Source organism: Streptomyces sp. SYSU D01066-1 (assembly GCF_054956795.1).
Window position 1 is genome coordinate 1 of sequence record NZ_JBUDHV010000048.1, and the last position, 17,559, is coordinate 17,559.

Annotated in this window: 12 protein-coding genes and 1 pseudogene; 6 read left to right on the plus strand and 7 right to left on the minus strand. The window is 76.4% G+C overall.

Going from position 1 to position 17,559, the window contains the following annotated elements:
• Both ACY1JF_RS29385 and ACY1JF_RS29390 read left to right on the plus strand, forming a co-directional pair.
• A pseudogene (locus ACY1JF_RS29385) lies at window positions 1-7,260 on the plus strand (hypothetical protein); the annotation flags it as partial.
• 21 nt (window positions 7,261-7,281) lie between these two features.
• Window positions 7,282-8,475, plus strand: a complete 1,194-nt coding sequence (locus ACY1JF_RS29390) for a ricin-type beta-trefoil lectin domain protein (protein ID WP_462708300.1) — start codon at window positions 7,282-7,284, stop codon at window positions 8,473-8,475.
• Between the two features lie 236 nt (window positions 8,476-8,711).
• Here the strand turns inward: ACY1JF_RS29390 and ACY1JF_RS29395 are convergent, their stop codons facing one another.
• Window positions 8,712-9,338, minus strand: coding sequence for a YigZ family protein (locus ACY1JF_RS29395; RefSeq protein ID WP_462708301.1), 627 nt, complete (start codon window positions 9,336-9,338; stop codon window positions 8,712-8,714).
• A 115-nt stretch (window positions 9,339-9,453) separates the two neighbouring features.
• Here ACY1JF_RS29395 and ACY1JF_RS29400 point away from each other — a divergent pair, with 115 nt between their 5' ends.
• Both ACY1JF_RS29400 and ACY1JF_RS29405 read left to right on the plus strand, forming a co-directional pair.
• Complete coding sequence (locus ACY1JF_RS29400; protein WP_462708302.1) at window positions 9,454-9,870, plus strand: CoA-binding protein; 417 nt, start codon at window positions 9,454-9,456, stop codon at window positions 9,868-9,870.
• Between the two features lie 54 nt (window positions 9,871-9,924).
• A complete protein-coding gene (locus ACY1JF_RS29405) occupies window positions 9,925-11,133 on the plus strand; it encodes a 4-hydroxybenzoate 3-monooxygenase (RefSeq protein ID WP_462708303.1) in 1,209 nt (402 codons plus the stop codon).
• A 6-nt stretch (window positions 11,134-11,139) separates the two neighbouring features.
• On the opposite strand, the gene ACY1JF_RS29410 is transcribed toward ACY1JF_RS29405, so the two are convergent.
• The 3 genes from ACY1JF_RS29410 to ACY1JF_RS29420 all read right to left on the minus strand — a co-directional run bounded on the left by ACY1JF_RS29410 (window position 11,140) and on the right by ACY1JF_RS29420 (window position 13,133).
• Window positions 11,140-11,697 carry a YbaK/EbsC family protein gene (locus tag ACY1JF_RS29410; RefSeq protein WP_462708304.1) on the minus strand — a complete coding sequence of 186 codons (558 nt, stop codon included), beginning with the start codon at window positions 11,695-11,697 and terminating at the stop codon, window positions 11,140-11,142.
• A gap of 20 nt (window positions 11,698-11,717) precedes the next feature.
• Entirely contained in the window at window positions 11,718-12,293 is a 576-nt protein-coding gene (locus ACY1JF_RS29415) for a helix-turn-helix domain-containing protein (RefSeq protein WP_462708305.1), read from the minus strand.
• Between the two features lie 75 nt (window positions 12,294-12,368).
• On the minus strand, window positions 12,369-13,133 hold the full coding sequence (locus ACY1JF_RS29420; protein WP_462708306.1) for an acyltransferase: 765 nt from the start codon (window positions 13,131-13,133) through the stop codon (window positions 12,369-12,371).
• 108 nt (window positions 13,134-13,241) lie between these two features.
• Here ACY1JF_RS29420 and ACY1JF_RS29425 point away from each other — a divergent pair, with 108 nt between their 5' ends.
• Window positions 13,242-13,763 (plus strand): gamma carbonic anhydrase family protein, encoded by a 522-nt coding sequence (locus ACY1JF_RS29425; RefSeq protein WP_462708307.1) that lies wholly within the window; start codon window positions 13,242-13,244, stop codon window positions 13,761-13,763.
• Window positions 13,764-13,766: 3 nt separating this feature from the next.
• On the opposite strand, the gene ACY1JF_RS29430 is transcribed toward ACY1JF_RS29425, so the two are convergent.
• Window positions 13,767-14,408, minus strand: coding sequence for a DedA family protein (locus ACY1JF_RS29430; RefSeq protein ID WP_462708308.1), 642 nt, complete (start codon window positions 14,406-14,408; stop codon window positions 13,767-13,769).
• 284 nt (window positions 14,409-14,692) lie between these two features.
• Here ACY1JF_RS29430 and ACY1JF_RS29435 point away from each other — a divergent pair, with 284 nt between their 5' ends.
• Window positions 14,693-16,021 (plus strand): MFS transporter, encoded by a 1,329-nt coding sequence (locus ACY1JF_RS29435; RefSeq protein WP_462708309.1) that lies wholly within the window; start codon window positions 14,693-14,695, stop codon window positions 16,019-16,021.
• On the opposite strand, the gene ACY1JF_RS29440 is transcribed toward ACY1JF_RS29435, so the two are convergent.
• Window positions 15,983-16,828, minus strand: coding sequence for a spermidine synthase (locus ACY1JF_RS29440; protein WP_462708310.1), 846 nt, complete (start codon window positions 16,826-16,828; stop codon window positions 15,983-15,985). The genes ACY1JF_RS29435 and ACY1JF_RS29440 overlap by 39 nt on opposite strands.
• A 559-nt stretch (window positions 16,829-17,387) precedes the next feature.
• Window positions 17,388-17,549 (minus strand): hypothetical protein, encoded by a 162-nt coding sequence (locus tag ACY1JF_RS29445; RefSeq protein ID WP_462708311.1) that lies wholly within the window; start codon window positions 17,547-17,549, stop codon window positions 17,388-17,390.
• Window positions 17,550-17,559: the final 10 nt, after the last annotated feature.

Genomic DNA, 17,559 nt, shown 5'->3' on the forward strand with positions numbered 1-17,559 from the left:
CCCACCACACCCATCCCCCTCCGCTACCTCACCACCATCGAAAACACCACCGACACCCACACCCGACTCCACGACCACCACCACACACACAACACCCCCACCAACCCCACCCCCACCACCAACCCCGACACCACCCCCCTCCCCGCCACCCACCCACCCACCTGGCCCACCTCACAAGCACCCGTCCCCGCCCCCTCCTCCACCTACGTCCTCGCCTACGGCGCCCACCTCGACGGCAACGTCGGCCTGGTGTACCTGGAGCCGTTGCCGCCGGCGGTGGTCGACGGGCTGCACGAGCAGGTGATGGCGGCGCTGGGGCTGGCGCACGCGTCCGGCACGCACCCGGTGCGGGAGCAGTTGCGGACCGTGGCGAGCGGCGAGCAGCTCGTGCTCAACCTGCCGTACCTGCGCGGGAGCCTGGGTTTCCGGATCACCCTGCGGGTGGACGGCCGGGACCGGACGGTCGACCTGCGGATGCGGCTGGCGAACCCGGTGGCGGCGGCCCGTTACGGGCGGGCGGAGGGCGCCGAGCGGGACGTGCGGGTGGAGCGGCGCGGCATCGGTACGCAGGAGTCGGTGTCGGCGGAGGCGTCGGGCACGGTCCGTACCCTGCTGCTGCCCTGGACCGGGCTGTTCCCGGTGGCGCGGGCGATCCCGGTGCGCGGGGTCGACGTGGCGCTGACGCTGGCGATGACGCTGAACCAGCTCTCGTCGACGTCGTCGGTGACGACGGTGGTGCAGACGACGTCGGCGCAGCGCAGCAACGAGCCCTCCGAGCCGTACGACTTCCAGGCGGCGTGGGAGGTGCGGGTGGACGCCCCGCGGCTGGCGCCGCCGGTCACCTGGGGCCCGGCGCGGACGCACGGGCCGGTGACGTTCTGGTTCCCGCAGCACCTGGCGCGGGACGAGGAGGGTGAACTGCCCCAGGCGGCCGACCTGGACGACCTGCCGGTGTGGGGCGTGGACACGGTGGCGGAACCGCAGCGGCTGCTCGCGGAGGCGCTGGCCTTCTTCGGTACGGAACTGAACGCGCTGGACGAGGACTCGGCGGCGGAGCTGGAGACGTTCCTGTCGGAGCCGCTGCTGCGGGGGACGCTGCCGATGCAGCGGGACCGGGGCGTGTTCTCGCCGGTGCTGCTGGACACGTCGGGGCGGGCGGTCGGCATGTTCCAGCTCCGTACCGAGGTGGAGGTGGGCCGGCCGCTGCGGCGGAGCGTGGCCGGGAAGATCAACCTGGAGAGCCATCTGACCCAGGTGGTCAAGCTGGACTCCCAGTCGCGGTTCAGCAGCGGGCTGTCCCTGTCCGGCAGCGCCGGTCCGGCGCTCACCGCGGATCGCGAGCGGGGCCACCCGGACGCGTCGCGCCGGCCCGGCGGCGGTGTGCTGGGCCGGCTGTCCGCGCAGGCGGGGACGCACGAGGACCTGGTGCAGAGCGGCAGTACGGCGCTGATGCACGCGGTGCGCAGCAACCGCAGCCACCTGCTGGCGCCGGCGGCGGTGCGGCACACGCTGGTGCTGCACCTGCCGGGCGGCGGGCGGCGGGAGTTCGCGCCGGCGGACGCCTGGCCGCGCGGCATGCACCTGCGGCTGCTGACCGCCGAGGACGCCCGGGGCCACGCGCCGTCGCCCGAGGAGCTGCGGCGGCTGCCGGCCGAGCTGGAGCACCTGCGGTCGGTGGGCACCACGGCGACGCCGCTGGGTGTGGAGGGCGCCCAGCCGCTGTTCACGCACGCCGAGAACTGGCTGCGGCGCGAGGGCTTCCTGCCCGGCGACACCCAGGAACGCACCCGGGTGCTGCCCGACGAGGCGCTGGTGCAGGCGCAGTTGAACAATCTGCGCCGGTTCGAGCAGGCCCGCTCGGAGGTGGGGCAGCGGGCCGCCACGGACGCCATGGTGGACGGCGGCCACTCGCTGTTCCTGGAGATCCCGACGGCGACCGGGTCGCGCCGGGTACGGCTGGTGCTGAGCGCGGTGCGGGGCGCGGGCGCGAGCACGCACACCCGGGTGCTGCCGGACGTGCAGGGCATGGGCGTGGCGTCGCTGTCGGCGGCGGGCACCGACCACCGCGGTTCGTCGTACGGGGTGTCGTACGGCGGGGGCGGGTCGTTCGGGCTGCCGCGGGGCTCGTGGACGCTGGGCGGCACCGGGGACCACGTCCGCGGCCACCAGGTGCGGCACGACAACAGCGCGCAGTCGGCGGTCGGCCACGACCAGTTGTTCATCGGCAGCGGCGCCGGGCAGCGCAGCGAGGTCTTCGAGGTGCCGGCCGAGCTGGCGCTGGACCTGTACGAGGGGCCGGGCGAGCAGCCCTCGGTGCGGTTCGCGCACGACACGGTGGAGCGTCCGTACGTCCCGCCCGGCGCCCCGCCGGCCGCGCCGCCGGGCCCGCCGCCGGACCGGGTGCCGGGCACCCTGCGCCTCGCGGTGCCGACGCACCGGACGCTGCCCGCCGACGCGCCCGTGCCGGCGGCGCCCGCGGCGCCCGTGCTGCGCGCGGCCACGCCGGCCGACCGGGACCTGCCGGCGCTGACCGACGGCCACGGTGCGCCGCTGCCGGACACCGTGCTGCTGCCGGACGACGCGGTCATGGAGGTGTTCCAGGCGTCGGCCGCGCTGGAACGGGCCTTCCGGGCCGTCCTGGGCAACACCTACCCGGGCCATCCGGCGCGCGGACTGCTGGACGACGTCCGGGACGCGGTGGCCGGGCGGACCCCGGCTCCGGTGGCGCGGGCCGGGCGGGCGCTGGGCGAGTCGCTGGCCGGCGCGGCGGCGACCGATCCGACCACGGTGGCGGCGGAGATGCTGTCCGCCGCCCGCAGTCCCGCCGCCCTGCTGGCCCGCGGCCACCAGGTGTTCAAGGGCGCCTACGTGGTGGAGGGCCTGACCCTGCCGGGGCTCGCCGCGGACGAGGTGCTGTCCGTGGAGATCCGCGGCGCGCTGCGCCGGCCGCGGGCGTCGGAGGGGTTCGCGCAGTACTTCGAGACCGGCCTGAGCGCCACCGACGGCGCGGCGCAGCAGCGGGGCGCGGCGCGCACCGCGCAGTGGGCGGGCGGCTTCCGCGCGGTCCGCAACACCTCGTCGGCGGGGACCCCGGCCGCCGACCAGGCGGCGGGCAACGACGTCGACGACGTACTGGTCACCCGCGCCGAACCGCGGGAGGGGACGGGAGAGGGGGGCGGACAGCCGGCGTCCCGGCCCAGCACCCTGAACCCGTCGGCGCGTTACTCCCGCACGTCCCGCAGCGAGCTGTCCCGCGCGCTGGGCTCCACGACGGCCGCCTACCGCACCGCCACCGAGAGCGGCACCCAGCACCGGGTCACGGCCGACGCGACGCTGCTGGTGACGTTCCGGCGGGGCCGGCGCAACATCGTGGGCAACGCGTTCGGGCAGGGCGAGAGCCGGGCCGTGACGGTGGCCGTGGACCTGCCGGACGCCGTGCGGTTCCTGACCACGCCGGCGCAGATCCGGCGGCACGCCGCGTTCTTCGCGCGGGTGGCCGGGCTCGCGGTGCCGGACCCGGTGGCGGGCTCGGTGCCGCTGCCGCGCCGGTTCACGGCCTCCCGTGAGGTCGGCTTCGGCAGCGTCCTGGCGGTGGACGAGTTCACCGACGCGACGCGGACGGTGCGGCGCACCGACCTGCTGCGGCAGCGGCTGCTGGCCCTGGTCGAGGCGGAGGCGCCCGGAGTGACCCGGCCCGGCCACTCCGCCTACCTGCCGGGCGTGGCGACCCGCGTCGCCGACCTGTCCTCGACGGCGGGGCTGCGCACCCTGGCGGGCCGCGGCCCGGGACACGTGCAGCGCTTCCGCTTCCGCTACCTCGGCTACGGCGGCGCGCAACTGGTGGAGGTGACCCTGCGCACCGCACCGGACGCCGACGACCACGCGCTGCGCCGCCTGCGCGGCCACCCGGTGGCGTCGGGCGCGGGCATCGAGCAGTTCCTGGCCCACGTCCCGTCCTCGGTGACCGACCGGACCGCGCGCGGCGTCCGGCACGGCGGCTTCGTCCAGCTCCAGTCGCGGTTCCCGCGGCCCACCGGCGGCCCGCGCACCGACCGGGCGGGCGCGCTGCTCAGCGCCGACACGACCCGCGGCAACGCCGCGCGCGCCACCCGCGCCGCCGAGGACCGTTTCTGGCTGCGCACCGACAACGCGGCGGACTTCGAGGGCGTGCCGTACCGGGTGGTGGCCGAGGTGCGCTCCACTCCGACGGCGCAGTGGCTGCTGGACCTCCCCGGCAGCCTGTTCCAGCACGGCGTGCTGAGCCTGACCGACGCGGACGCCACCCTCGCCGACCGCGTCACGCACCTGTTCAGCGGCCGTCCGGCCCGGTCGGTCACCGTGCACACCGCCGCCGCGCTGCGGTTCACCGGCAGCGAGACGGCCGACCCGGCGCCCGAGCAACCGCCGGTGCCGGTGGCACGGCACACCACGCGTCCCACGGTCGCCGGGGACCGCTTCGTGCCGCACGGCCCCGCCCCGGTGTTCGCCTTCGACGGCGGCGCCGAACTGGCCGCGGCGCTCGGCGAGGTGGCCCCGGCGCTGACCCGCTCCTGGCGCTCGCTCACCGTCTCCGGCTCGGCGGACGCCACGGCGGTGCGGGTCGGCGAGCTGATCCAGTCCGGCGCCCTCTCGCTCGACCACCCCCGGGGCCCGGCCGGCCTGACCACCACGATGCCGGGCGCCTACCCCTTCCAGGGCGCGCCGGGCGCCCCGCCCCGCCTGTCGGTGGAGCTGTACCGGCCGCGCCCGGTCACCGACACCGGCGACGTGACGGTGGACCGGCTGCGGCTGAGCACGTTCAGCGCGGGTTCCTCCTCGCAGGCGGGCGTCACGGCCGGGCTCGCGGCGCAGGGCGGGCTCGGCGCCGACGACGACAACCGGCAGGTCGTCAACTTCACCGTGCCGGTGCTGGCCCGCCAGCCGCAGGCCCCCGGCCCGGGCGCGGGCGTCAGCGGTACCCGCCGGGACTGGCTCAAGCACGGCAACACCAGCGCCCCCGAGGGCGCGCGCGGCACCCGCAGCCACGAGATCCTCGCCGACGCGCTGATCACCGTGCACGGCCCGGGCGGTGTCCGGTACGTGACCGGCACGGTGCGGATGCGTCCGCTGGAGCGCGACGTGCTGGGCCTCGGCGTCACCGGCGCCCGCACGGACGCCGGGGTGTTCGACGGTGCGGCGCTGGCCCGCGAGGCCGCCGACGCCCGGGTCCGCGCGGCGGGCGGCCCGGCGGACGCGGTGGCGGACGATGTACTGCGGGACTGGCGGCGGATGCCGCTGCGGGACCTGCCGGGGCTGCTGGCGGACGGGGTCCGGGCGGGCGGGGACGACGGCACCCCGCAGCTGTGGTTCGCGGTGGACGGCGGCCCCGAGCGGACGGCACGCGCGGTGTACGCGGCCTCGGCCGCGGCGGCGCTGCTGGGGCGGCCGGTCGAGCTGGCGCTCCGCGACGACGCGGGAGTGCGGTTCCGCCGCTTCGACGCGCACGGGGAGCCGGAGCGCGCCGGGGACCAGGAGCACGAGGCCGGCTGGGAGGCCGTACGGGCCCGGGTGACCGCGCTGGAGGAGGCCGCACGGGCGGAGGAGGCCGCACGGGCCGAGGAGGCGGAGCTGCTGACCCGGCTGCCGGACGCGCGCCGCACCGTGGACGGGACCCGTGCCCCGGTGACGGCGGCCGAGCGGGAGCTGGCCGACGCCCGCGCCGCCGCCGGCGCCGCCCAGGGCGCCCGCACGGCGGCGGAGCGGACGCTCACCGCGGCCGAGCGCACGGAGCGCGACCGGCGCACCCGCGTCACGGAGCTGACGGCCGACGCCCGCGAGCGCGCGCGGCGCGCGACCGAGGCGGACGCGGACGCGGCGGCGGCACGGCGGGCGGTCCGGGAGGCGGAGGAGGCGCTGCGGACGGCGGAGGCGGCGGTACGGGACGCGGAGTCCCGGCGCGACGGCTCCCGACGCGGCACGACCAGTACGTCGCCCAGCACATCGTCGAGTACGTCGTCGAGCGGTTCCCTCTCCCGGCGCACGGCCCGGCGGGACCAGGCCCGTGCCGCGCTGACCGGAGCCCGGACGGCGGCGGAGGCGGCCGGCCGCGCCGCCGACGCCGCCCGGCACGCCGCCGAGGACGCCGAGCGCCGGCTCGGCATGGCCCGCGACGCGGCGGACGCCGCGGCCCGGGCCCTGGAGGCCGCGCGGGAGGCGGCCGGGACGGCGAGGCGGGCCGAGGAGACGGCACGGGACGCCCTGACCGGGGCGGCGGCACAGCACGACGCGGCGGTCGCCGCCCGCGACGCGGCCCGGCGGGCGCTGACCGCCCTCGAACGCGAGGTCGCCGCGGCCCTCGCCGAACAGACCCGGCAGGCGGCCCGCCAGCGCGACGCCCAGAACGGCCTGACGGACGTCGTGACCCTGCTGGAGGCGGCACGGACGGCGGCGGGCGACGGAACGGTGGCGCTGCCGACGGGCTCGTTCGCCCGGACCCCCGCCGGCTGGCCGCGCCGGGGCACGCGACCGGCGCCGGTGCGGGCGGCGGACGTGGAGCCGGCGGAGACGTCGCAGGAGGAGCCGGAGCCCTCGGACTCGCAGGAGGAGCCGGAGAGCGGGAACGGGACCGACACCGCGCACGGGACCGGCGCCGAGACCGGTGAGGCCGACGACGGCGGCGACGACGGCCGTGACGGAGACAGCGACGACGACGGCCGTGACGACGAAGATGAAGGCATCGACGATGAAGGCATCGACGACGCCCCGCCGCCGATCTCCCGGGGCGAGCGCCCCGACTCGTTCGTCCGCTCGCTCTCCCGGCTGCTCACCGGCTCCGGTGCCGCCCCGGACTGGACCCGGTCCCGCGATCCGCACGGCGCGCTCCTCGCGTGGGCGCGGCAGGACGTCGCCTCCCACGGGGCGCCGAACGACGCGCCGCTCCCGGACGGCGACGCGCCGGTGAGCATCGACGAACTGGCCCGTATCGGTGCCCTCACCGAGTCGCTGCGCGCGCAGTCGATCCTCCAGAACGGCCAGGTGACCGTCGCGGACGCCGGACTGACCGACTCCGCGCGCCTCGAACTGCTCCTGGCCGCCCCGGACACCCCCGACTACGTCGCCGCCTTGGCCGCGCTGGTGGCCCGGCGGACCGGACGGCCGGTGCGGGTGCTGGGCCCCGGCGGGACGGCCCGCGCCTTCGGGCCGCAGGACGGCACCGCGCTGACCCTGTACTTCGACGGCGACCGCTTCTCGTCCGTCCCGCCCGCCGCGGACGACGACTGACCCCTTCCGGGAAGGAACACCATGTCCGGCAAGAACGACCCGCAGCACGAGACCGCCGCCGAGGCGGCGCTTCCGGCGAGCCAGGCCGCGTCGGAGGAGACGCTGCCGGCGACGCCGGAGACGAAGAAGGAGAAGGAGGCGGTGCCGCCCACCCCGGCCGGAACCGGAGCCGGAGCCCGAACCGGATCCGGAGCCGGAGCCGAAGCCGAAGCCGAAGCCGGAGCCGGGACCGGAGCCGAAGGGCAGGCTCCCTCCGAGGCCGCGTCCCCGGCCGCCGCCGAACCGGGGGAACCCGAAGCGGCGGCCGCGGCGGAAGCGGAGGCGGCGGCCGAACCGCGGGACACCACCGCCGCCGTCACGACCGAGGAGAAGGCCACGGCCCCGCGCCCCTTCGGCCGCCCCTCCCGGGGCCTGCTGGCGGGCGCGGCGGTGGCGGGGGCGCTGCTGATCGGAGTGCCGTTCCTGGTGGCGGGTGTGCTGGACAGATCGGGCTCGGACGACGGCGGCTCGTCGCAGGAGGTGGCCAACGCGGGCACGGTACTGGACGACGGCGCGAAGGGCCCCGCCGCGGACGCCTACGATTCGGCGGCCCCGGCCCCGGCCCCGTCCTCGGCCTCCCCCTCCCCGAGCGGCAGCGAGGGCGGAGGGGACGACGGCAAGGGCGCGGCGGGGGCGGCGGGCGCGGGAGCGGTGGCCGAGAGCACCGAGAAGGCCCCGGAGACCACGAAGGCGGCCACGAAGAAGGCGACGAAGGGGGCCACGAAGAAGAAATCGTCGGCGTCGAAGAAGACCCCCGCCAAGCCGACGGTGACGGCCACGGTGACGACGGCCCCCGGCACCACGCTCTACAGCCACGCCTCGAACCGCTGCATCGAGATGGCTTCCCACAAGGGCTCGGACGGCTCTCCCCTCCAGATCGCCGACTGCAACGGCAAGGACTACCAGAAGTGGGACTTCCGCTCCGACGGGACGATCCGCTCGATGGGCCTGTGCATGGACGTGGCCTGGGGCTCCCACGACAACGGCGCGGTCATCCAGATCGCCTGGTGCAGCGGCAACCCGGCCCAGCAGTTCGTGCTGAACGGCAGCAACGACCTGGTCAACCCGCAGTCCGGCAAGTGCGTCGACGTCCAGGACGCCAGGACCGCCGCCGGCACCCCGTTGCAGCTCTGGGACTGCAACGGCCAGGACAACCAGAAGTGGAGCACCCGCTGAGCGGTGCCGGGCGGCAGGCGCCGCCGGTGCCACCGCGCCGGTCGCCCCGCGCGGGCGGCCGGCGCGGTGGGCACTCCCGCGACGGCCGGGCGGTCCACGGCGTCACGGCCGTGCGAACCCACGGCGTCGTTCCGCGTCGTTCCGCGTCGTTCCGCGTCGTTCCGCACCGGTCGCTGACCGGTCCCCACCGCCGGAGCACCGGGCATCCCGCCCGGCCGGACATCCCGCCCGGCCGGTCACCCGTCCCCGTACGCCTCGCCGCCGAGCTCGAACCCGGCCGTCCCGGCGGTCGCGTCCGCCAGCCAGCCGCGGAAGGTGGGCACGTCGGCGTCGGGCAGTCCGATCTCGATCGTGACGGCCTCGCCGTAGCGCACGTCACGCACCTCGCGCCCGGTGGCGCGCAGTTCGTTCTGGAGCTTGCCGGCCCGCTGGTGGTCCACGGTGACGACGGCCAGCCGGAACCGCCGCCGGGTGACCGCCCCCACGGCGTCCAGCGCCTCGCCGACCACTCCGCCGTACGCCCGGATCAGTCCCCCGGCGCCGAGCTTGACCCCGCCGTAGTACCGGGTGACGACGGCGGCCACGTACCGCATGTCGCGCCGCAGCAGCATCTGCAGCATGGGCAGCCCGGCGGTGCCGCCGGGCTCACCGTCGTCGCTGGCCCGCTGCACGGAGGCGTCGGCGCCGACGACGTAGGCCCAGCAGTTGTGGGTGGCGTCCGCGTGCTCCCTGCGCACGGCCGCGACGAAGTCCTGGGCCTCCCGCTCGGTGGCGACCGGGGCGAGGGCGCACCGGAAGCGCGAGCGGTTGATCTCGGTCTCGTGCACGCCCGCGCGGGCTACGGTGCGGTACTCGTCCGGCATCCGGCCAGCCTATGCGCTCACCGTCCGCACGCCTGCGGGCCCCGTCGCCCGGGAATCCTGTCCCGGCCCCCGGCGTTCTTCCCGGCGGAAGCGGCCGAACCCACGGAGGCGCAGTATGTACGGTGACGAGGAAACCGTCCGCAGGATCCTCACCGAGCGGGGCGACACCTGGGCGGTGGTCGGTCTCTCCGCCAACCAGCGGCGTGCCGCCTACGGGGTCGCGGCCGTGCTGCAGCGGTTCGGCAAGCGGATCGTTCCCGTCCACCCCAAGGCCGAGACAGTGCACGGCGAGCGGGGGTACGCCTCGCTCGCGGACATCCCCTTCGACGTGGACGTCGTCGACGTCTTCGTCAACAGCGGGCTGGCCGGGGCGGTCGCCGACGAGGCCGTCGCCAAGGGGGCGCGGGCGGTCTGGTTCCAGCTCGGGGTCGTCGACGAGGCGGCGTACGGGCGGACGCGTGCCGCGGGGCTGGACATGGTGATGGACCGGTGTCCGGCGATCGAGATCCCCCGGCTGGCGCGGCGGGGCTAGAGAAGGTCCGACGGGGGGATGGAGCGGGCGGCCCGGCGCCGTCATAATGCCCGGGTGGCCACCCCTCCCCCCGCCGCCGAGCGGTTCCCGGTCGTCATCGTCGGTGCCGGTCCCGCCGGGCTCACCGTGGGCGGTGTGCTGCGGGCCGCCGGGGTGGAGTGCCTCGTGCTGGAGGCCGGCAGCCGCCGGTTCGTCGAGCGGCGGCCCCGGGCCGGGGTGATCGAGGAATGGGCGGTGCGCGGGCTGGAGCGGCGGGGGCTGGCGCGGGGGCTGACGGCGCGGGCGCAGCGGCACAGCGCGTGCGAGTTCCGGTTCGGCGGGGAGCGGTACCTGTTCCGGTACGGGGAGCTGACCGACCGCCACCACTGGGTGTATCCGCAGCACTTCCTCGTCACCGACCTGGTGCGGGAGTACGTGGACGTGCGGGGCGGCGCGGCGCGGTTCGGGGTGCGGGACGTGCGGCTGCACGGTCTGGACACGGAGCGGCCCTCGGTGTCGTACGTCTGCCCCGACACGGGTGAACGCCGGGTGGTGGAGTGCGCGTTCGTCGCCGGGTGCGACGGGGCGCGGGGGGTGACGCGGGACGCGGTGCCGGCCGGGCGGACGCGGATCTCGCGGTTCGACTACGGCATCGGCTGGCTGGCGCTGCTCGCCGAGGCCCCGCCGTCCGCGGAGTGCGTGGTGTTCGGCATGCATCCGCGCGGCTTCGCCGGGCACATGCAGCGCAGCCCGGAGGTGACCCGCTACTACCTCCAGTGCCCGCCGGGCGACGATGCCCGGAACTGGTCGCACGAACGGGTCTGGGGCGAGCTGCGGCAGCGGCTGCGCGCGAGGGGCGCGGCGCCGCTGAACGAGGGGCGGCTGATCGAGAAACGCGTGCTCGACATGCACAGCTACGTGGTCGAGCCGATGGCGGCCGGGCGGCTGTTCCTGGCCGGGGACGCCGCCCACCTCACCGCGCCGATCGCCGCGAAGGGCCTGAACCTCGCCCTGCACGACGCCTTCCTGCTGGCCGACGGGCTGGTCGCGCGGCTGACGCGGGGGGACGACGGCGTCCTGGCCCGCTACTCCGACACCTGCCTGCGACTGGTCTGGGACTACCAGGAGTTCTCGCAGTGGCTGTCGGAGGTGTACCACGGCACGGCGTCGGGCGACCCGTACCGGGCGGCCACCGCGCTCGTCCGGCTGCGCCGCCTGTTCGACTCCCCCGTCGCCGCGGCGGCGTTCGCCGAGCGGTACCTGGGGACGCGGACCGCCGGCTGAGGGCCGTCAGGCGACTCCGAGCCCCTCCAGCACGACCGCGCCCGGCAGCTCCGCCAGCGCCTTGCCCGGCACCAGCAGCTTCCCGCGCCGCCGTCCGCTGCCCACCAGGACGTACGGCAGGTCGACGACGGCGGAGTCCACCAGGAGCGGCCAGTCACCGGGCAGGCCGACCGGCGTGATGCCGCCGTACTCCATGCCGGTCTCGCCGGTCGCGGTGTCCATCGGGGCGAAGGACGCCTTGCGGGCGCCGAGGTGGCGGCGGACCACGCCGTTGACGTCGACCCGGGTGGTGGACAGGACCAGACAGGCGGCGAGGGTGGTCCCGCCGCCCCGCTTGCCGCTGACGACGACGCAGTTGGCGGACTGCTCCAGCAGCTCGCGGCCGTAGTGCTCGACGAAGGTGGCGGTGTCGGCCCACTCCGGATCGGTGTCGACGTAGAGGATCTGTCCGGCGGGGACGGCGCCGTGCCAGTGGCGTACCGCGTCGGCGACCGGGCGGGTCAGCTCGTCGAGGCAGTCGGGCGCGGGGGTGGCACGGTCGAAGTGCCCGATGGGTGGCTGCATGCCCGCACGGTAACAAGGCCTCAGCGGGGCGGCGGCACCGAGACGGCCAGGATCATCTCCATCGGTACGCCGCCGTCGTTGGCGTAGGCGTGCGGGGCGTCCGCCGCGAAGGAGGCGCTCGCCCCGGCCGGCACCCGGTGGTCCGCCCCGTCCACGGTGATCGTCAGTTCCCCGGCGGTGACGTGCACCAGCTCGACCGTGCCCGCCGGGTGCGGGTCGGAGGGGCTGCGCTCGCCCGGCATCAGCCGCCAGTCCCACATCTCCAGCGGTCCCGGCGCCTCGGTCCCCGCCAGGAGGCGGCTGTAGCTGCCGTCCTCGGTGTGCCAGAGCCTCACCGCCTGCTCGGCGGGGACGACCCTGACCCGGGGGGCGCCCTGTCCGTGGTCCAGCAGCGTGGTGATGCTGACGCCGAGCGCGTCGCCGATCTTGACGACGGTGCCGAGGCTCGGGTTGGTGCGGGCCTGTTCGATCTGGATGAGCATGCCGCGGCTGACCCCGGCCCGTCCGGCGAGGGCCTCCAGGGTGAAGCCGCGCTCGGTGCGCCAGCGCCTGACGTTGCGCGCGAGGGACTGGGTCAGCAGGTCGAGGTCCGACACGTTCCGTCCAGGGTGGTGCGTGGCTGTACCGGTGCGGGCGAGGGTTCGGACTGAAACTGTACTGCGCGGGTGCGCTCAGGACTCCGTGGCCGGTCGCGCGAGGTGCGCGGCCGTCTCCTCGTCCAGGTGGGACAGCGCCCGCAGTTGCTCCGGCGTGACCCCCTCCGGTATCGGCACCGGGGCCGGCGTGCGCAGCGGCGGCTGCCAGCCACCGTCGGGCGTCCAGCGCCGTACGACGCGGGCGGGGGCGCCCGCCACCACGGCGTGGTCGGGCACCGTGCCGCGGACCACCGCGCCGGCGGCCACCACCGCGTTCCGGCCGATCCGCGCGCCCGGCAGGACCACCGCGCCGGTGCCGATCCAGCAGCCGGGGCCGATCTCGACCGGTTCCATCCGGGGCCACTGCTTGCCGATGGGCTGGTGGGGATCGTCGTAGGAGTGGTTGGTGGAGGTGACGTAGACGTACGGGCCGAAGTAGCAGTCGCTGCCGACGGTGACGGTGGTGTCGGCGACCAGGTGGCTGCCCCGGCCGAGGACGACGCCGTCGCCGACGCGCAGGATCGGCTCCGGGCCCAGGTCCAGGCCGGGCATCAGACCGGCCGTCAGCGTGACCTGCTCGCCGATGACGCAGTGGGCGCCGAGGTGGATCCAGGGTTCGCCGAAGACCGTGCCGAGCGGGAAGGCGAGCCGGGTGCCGTGGCCCAGGGCGCCGAAGCGGAACCGTCCGGGGTGCTCGGCGGTGACCGAACCGGTGCGCTGCGCCCAGGCCCAGGCGGCGTGGACGGCCCGCTGCGCCAGGCGGCGCCGCCGGGACGGATGGGTGTTCTCGCGCTTCGGCACCCGCTCACGGTACTCAGCGCGCCGCGCGGCCTTGACCGGAGAGAGCTGTGATCTTCGCCCCACCGGGTGGGCTACCGTGCCGCTGACACCACCGGCCAGGAGGCGACGATGACGCACAGGGCGCTGATCACGGGCATCGGCGGCAGGGAACCCGAGGTGGACGCGGAGGCGTTCGTGGCGCCGACGGCCTCGGTGATCGGGGACGTGACGCTGCGCGCGGGGGCGAGCGTCTGGTACGGGGCGGTGCTGCGCGGCGACGTGGAGCGGATCACGGTCGGGGCGGGCAGCAACGTCCAGGACAACTGCACCCTCCACGCCGACCCCGGTTTCCCGGTCACGGTCGGTCAGCGGGTGTCCATCGGGCACAACGCGGTGGTGCACGGGGCGACCGTCGAGGACGACTGCCTGGTCGGGATGGGGGCGACCGTGCTCAACGGGGCGGTGATCGGCGCGGGCTCGCTGGTCGCGGCCCAGGCGCTGGTCCCGCAGGGGACGGTGGTGCCGCCCGGGTCGCTGGTCGCGGGGGTGCCGGCGAAGGTGCGGCGGGAGCTGACGCGGGAGGAGCGGCAGGGGCTCGCCCGGAACGCCGCCGGGTACGCGGAGCTGGCCGAGGCGCACCGGGCGCTGTGAGGATCAGTCGGCGGCGGGGACGGGCTCGGCCCCTTCCGCGACCTGCGCCTTCTTCGCCTTCCGCTTCAGCACCAGCATGGAGATCGCGCCGATGAGCACCGCCGCCGCCAGGCCCAGCCAGGAGAAGCGCTTGAGCCAGGACTCGGCGACGACACCGACGTAGTAGATGACGGCGGTGGTGCCGCCGGCCCAGACGATGCCGCCGAGGACGTTGGCGACCAGGAACTTCCAGTAGGGCATGTGCAGCACTCCGGCCAGCGGCCCGGCGAAGATGCGCAGCAGGGCGATGAAGCGGCCGAAGAAGACGGCCCACATGCCCCACTTGGTGAAGGACCGTTCGGCGGTGGCGACGTGGCCCTCGCCGAAGTGCCGGGGGAACCTGCGGCCCAGCCAGGCCAGCAGCGGCCGCCCGCCCCTGCGGCCGATGGCGTAGCCGATGGAGTCGCCGATCACCGCTCCGGCGACGGCGCAGGCGCCGAGGATCACCGGGTCGATGCCGCCGTGCTGGGACGACAGCAGGGCCGCCGACACCAGGATGATCTCGCCGGGCAACGGGATGCCCAGGCTCTCCAGACCGATGACCAGTCCCACCACGGCGTAGACGGCCGCCGCGGGCACGGTGTCGAGCCATTCCTGGACGTGCACTGCGGGCTCCTCGCGGTTTCGCTCCTGCTGTCCCGGGAAGCCTACTGGGTCACGCGCGGGCGCCCGCGTCCGTGCCGGTGCGCAGCCGCGGGTTTGCCGAGGACGCCCCGGTCCACACCGCGCGCCGGCCGGTGCCGGGCACCCGGTCGTGGCGGCGCGGATCCCAGCAGGAGGGGCCGGACCCCGCCGAGCGGGCCCGGGAAGGGCGGGCGCGGCGGGGCGCCGGCGCGGGGCGTCGGCAGGGGGCATTGGCACGCGGGCCCCGTCCCGGCGATAGTCACCGGGTGCCGTACGTATCGCTCCCCCGCCGCCGCGCCGCCCGGCCCCCCGCCTGGGCGAGCCGCAACTACACCCTGCTGACCGTCGCCACGGTGGTGACCGGCCTCGGCGGCAACGGCGCGCTGATCGCCGCCGCCTTCGCCGTACTGGAGGCGGGCGGCGACGGCGGCGACGTGGGCCTGGTCGCCGCCGCCCGCACGCTGCCGCTGGTGCTCTTCCTGCTGATCGGCGGCGCACTCGCGGACCGGCTGCCGCGGCACCGGGTGATGGTCGCCGCCAACACGCTCAGCTGCCTGTCGCAGGCGGCGTTCGCGGCGCTCGTCCTGGCCGGGGAGCCGCGGCTGTGGCAGATGATGCTGCTGGCCGGGCTCGGCGGTACCGGCCAGGCGTTCTTCGCCCCGGCGGCGGAGGGCATGCTGATGTCCTCCGTCGAGGGTGAGCACGCCGGCCGGGCCTTCGCGGTGTTCCGGATGGCGATGCACGGCGCGGGCCTGGGCGGCGCCGCGCTGGGCGGGGCGATGGTCGCCGCGATCGGGCCGGGCTGGGTGCTGGCGGCGGACGCGGCGGCGTTCGCCTGCGCGGCCGCGCTGCGCGGTCTGCTCGACGTGTCCCACATCCCGCCGCGCACCCCGGGCGACGGCCTCCTCGCCGATCTGCGGGAGGGCTGGCGGGAGTTCAGCGGACGGCCGTGGCTGTGGGGCATCGTGGTGCAGTTCTCGATCGCCAACGCGGTGGTCGGCGCCGCCGAGGCGGTCTACGGCCCGCTGGTCGCCCGCGATCACCTGGGCGGGGCCGGGCCGTGGGGCCTGGCGCTGGCCTGCTTCGGCGCCGGTACGGTCGGCGGCGCGCTGCTGATGACCCGCTGGAAACCGCGCCGCCTGCTGCTCGCCGGCACCCTGTGCGTCTTCCCGCTGTCCCTGCCCGCCGCCGCGCTGGCCGTGCCGGTGCCGGCTGGCGTGCTGTGCGCGGTGATGTTCGTCACCGGCCTGTCCGTCGAGGTGTTCGGCGTGAGCTGGATGACCGCGCTGCACCAGGAGGTGCCCGAGGAGAAGCTGTCGCGGATCTCGGCGTACGACTGGTTCGGCTCCGTCGCGCTGGTGCCTGCGGCGACCGCCCTGGCGGGTCCCGCGGAGGCGGTGTTCGGGCGGACCGAGTCCCTGTGGGGCTGCGCGGCGCTGATCGTGGTGGTCACCTCCGCCGTCCTGTCCGTCCCGGAGGTACGCGATCTGCGCCGCCGCACGGAGCCGGCCGCCCTGGGCGTGCCGGACGCCGGCGCCGGATCAGCCGGCGCCGGATCAGCCGATGCCGAACGCCCCGTCGGGGGGCTCGGGTGACGCCACCGCGTCCGCGTCCCGCACCGGACGCGCGTCGCCGGTGAACCTCCGCAGCGCCGGCCCGTGTTCCACCCGCGCCGGGAAGGCGTCGGCCGCGGTGCGCCGGGACAGCGCGGCCACGTCCAGCGGCCGGTGGGCGGCGGCCAGCACCGCGTTGCCGAAGCGGCGCCCGCGCAGCACGCCCGGCTCGGCGATCAGCACCAGCTCCGCGAACAGGGCGCCGAAGGTGGCCAGCTGGGAGCGGAGGAAGCCGAACGGCGCGGCGTCGGCGAGGTTGGCCAGGTAGACGCCGTCGGCCCGCAGCACCCGCGCGGCCTCCCGCGCGTACCCGAGGGAGGTCAGGTGCGCGGGCACCCGGGAACCGCCGAAGACGTCGGCGACCAGCACGTCCGCCGAGTCCGCCGGGGCGGCCGACAGCCACTGCCGGGCGTCGGCCGCGTGCGGCGCGATCCGGGCGCCGTCCGGGAGCGGCAGCCACTCGGCGACCAGTTCCAGCAGACCGCGGTCGGACTCCACCACGTCCTGCCGGGAGCCGGGCCGGGTCGCCGCCACGTACCGCGGCAGGGTGAACGCGCCCCCGCCGAGGTGCAGCACGTCCAGCGGCCGGCCCGGCTCGGCCACGGTGTCCAGCACGTGCCCGAGCCGCCGCGCGTACTCGAACTCCAGATGCTCCGGCTCGTCGAGGTCGACGTACGACTGCGGCGCCCCGTCGACCGTCAGCAGCCACGCCCGCTCCCGGTCGACGTCCGGCATGAGCTTGACGGTGCCTTGGCCGGTGACGCGGGAGACGGGCAGGGCTTCGTTCACCCGTTCATTGTGCCCGCGGGCGGCCCCCCCGCGGGGCCGCGGGGCGGTACCGGCGGCCCCTGCCACGACCGCCCGACGGCCCACCCGCCTGCGCTGAACGCCCGTCCGGTGAGCGCGTTCTCCACCGGCAGCGGAAAGAGCGCGTCGAGACACCGCTCCGGCGGGGGCACGTACGTGTCCGGGCGGTGCCGGTGCGTTGCCCGTACCGCGGCTGGTGCGGCAGGGCGGCACGGACCGGCCACCGGTCGTCGTCCTCGATCCGGCCGTCCCTCCCCGTCCCGAGGCGCGGACCGGCCGCCACTGGGCCGCCGACGACGTGCGCGGCGAGCGGGTCCGCGGTGTCCCACCGGGGGGACGGTGGTGACCGGTCGCCGGACCACCGGCAGGAACCGGGAGGTGAGTACGGACACATGACGGCGGAGCAGATCCACGGCGAAACAGTGGTGCTCCCGCTCCGGCAGCCGCCGGCGGCGCAGCGCGATCGCGGCGCGGTCCGCCTCGCCGGGGTGCGGCACGTCCTGCGGCACGGCACGGGACGGCGCGCGCCGGACAGGGCTGGTCAGGCCCAGGAAGAGGGGGTCACGTCCGTCATGTCCGCGCGCGGCGGCGCGGCCCGCTCCGGGCCGGCGCCGGCCGGGTGCGCGGTGGTGAGCCGCTCCCGGACGCGGTCGGCGAGCGGAGTGCTCGGCACGGCCGGACCCCACCCGTCCGTGACCGTCATGAGACGCACC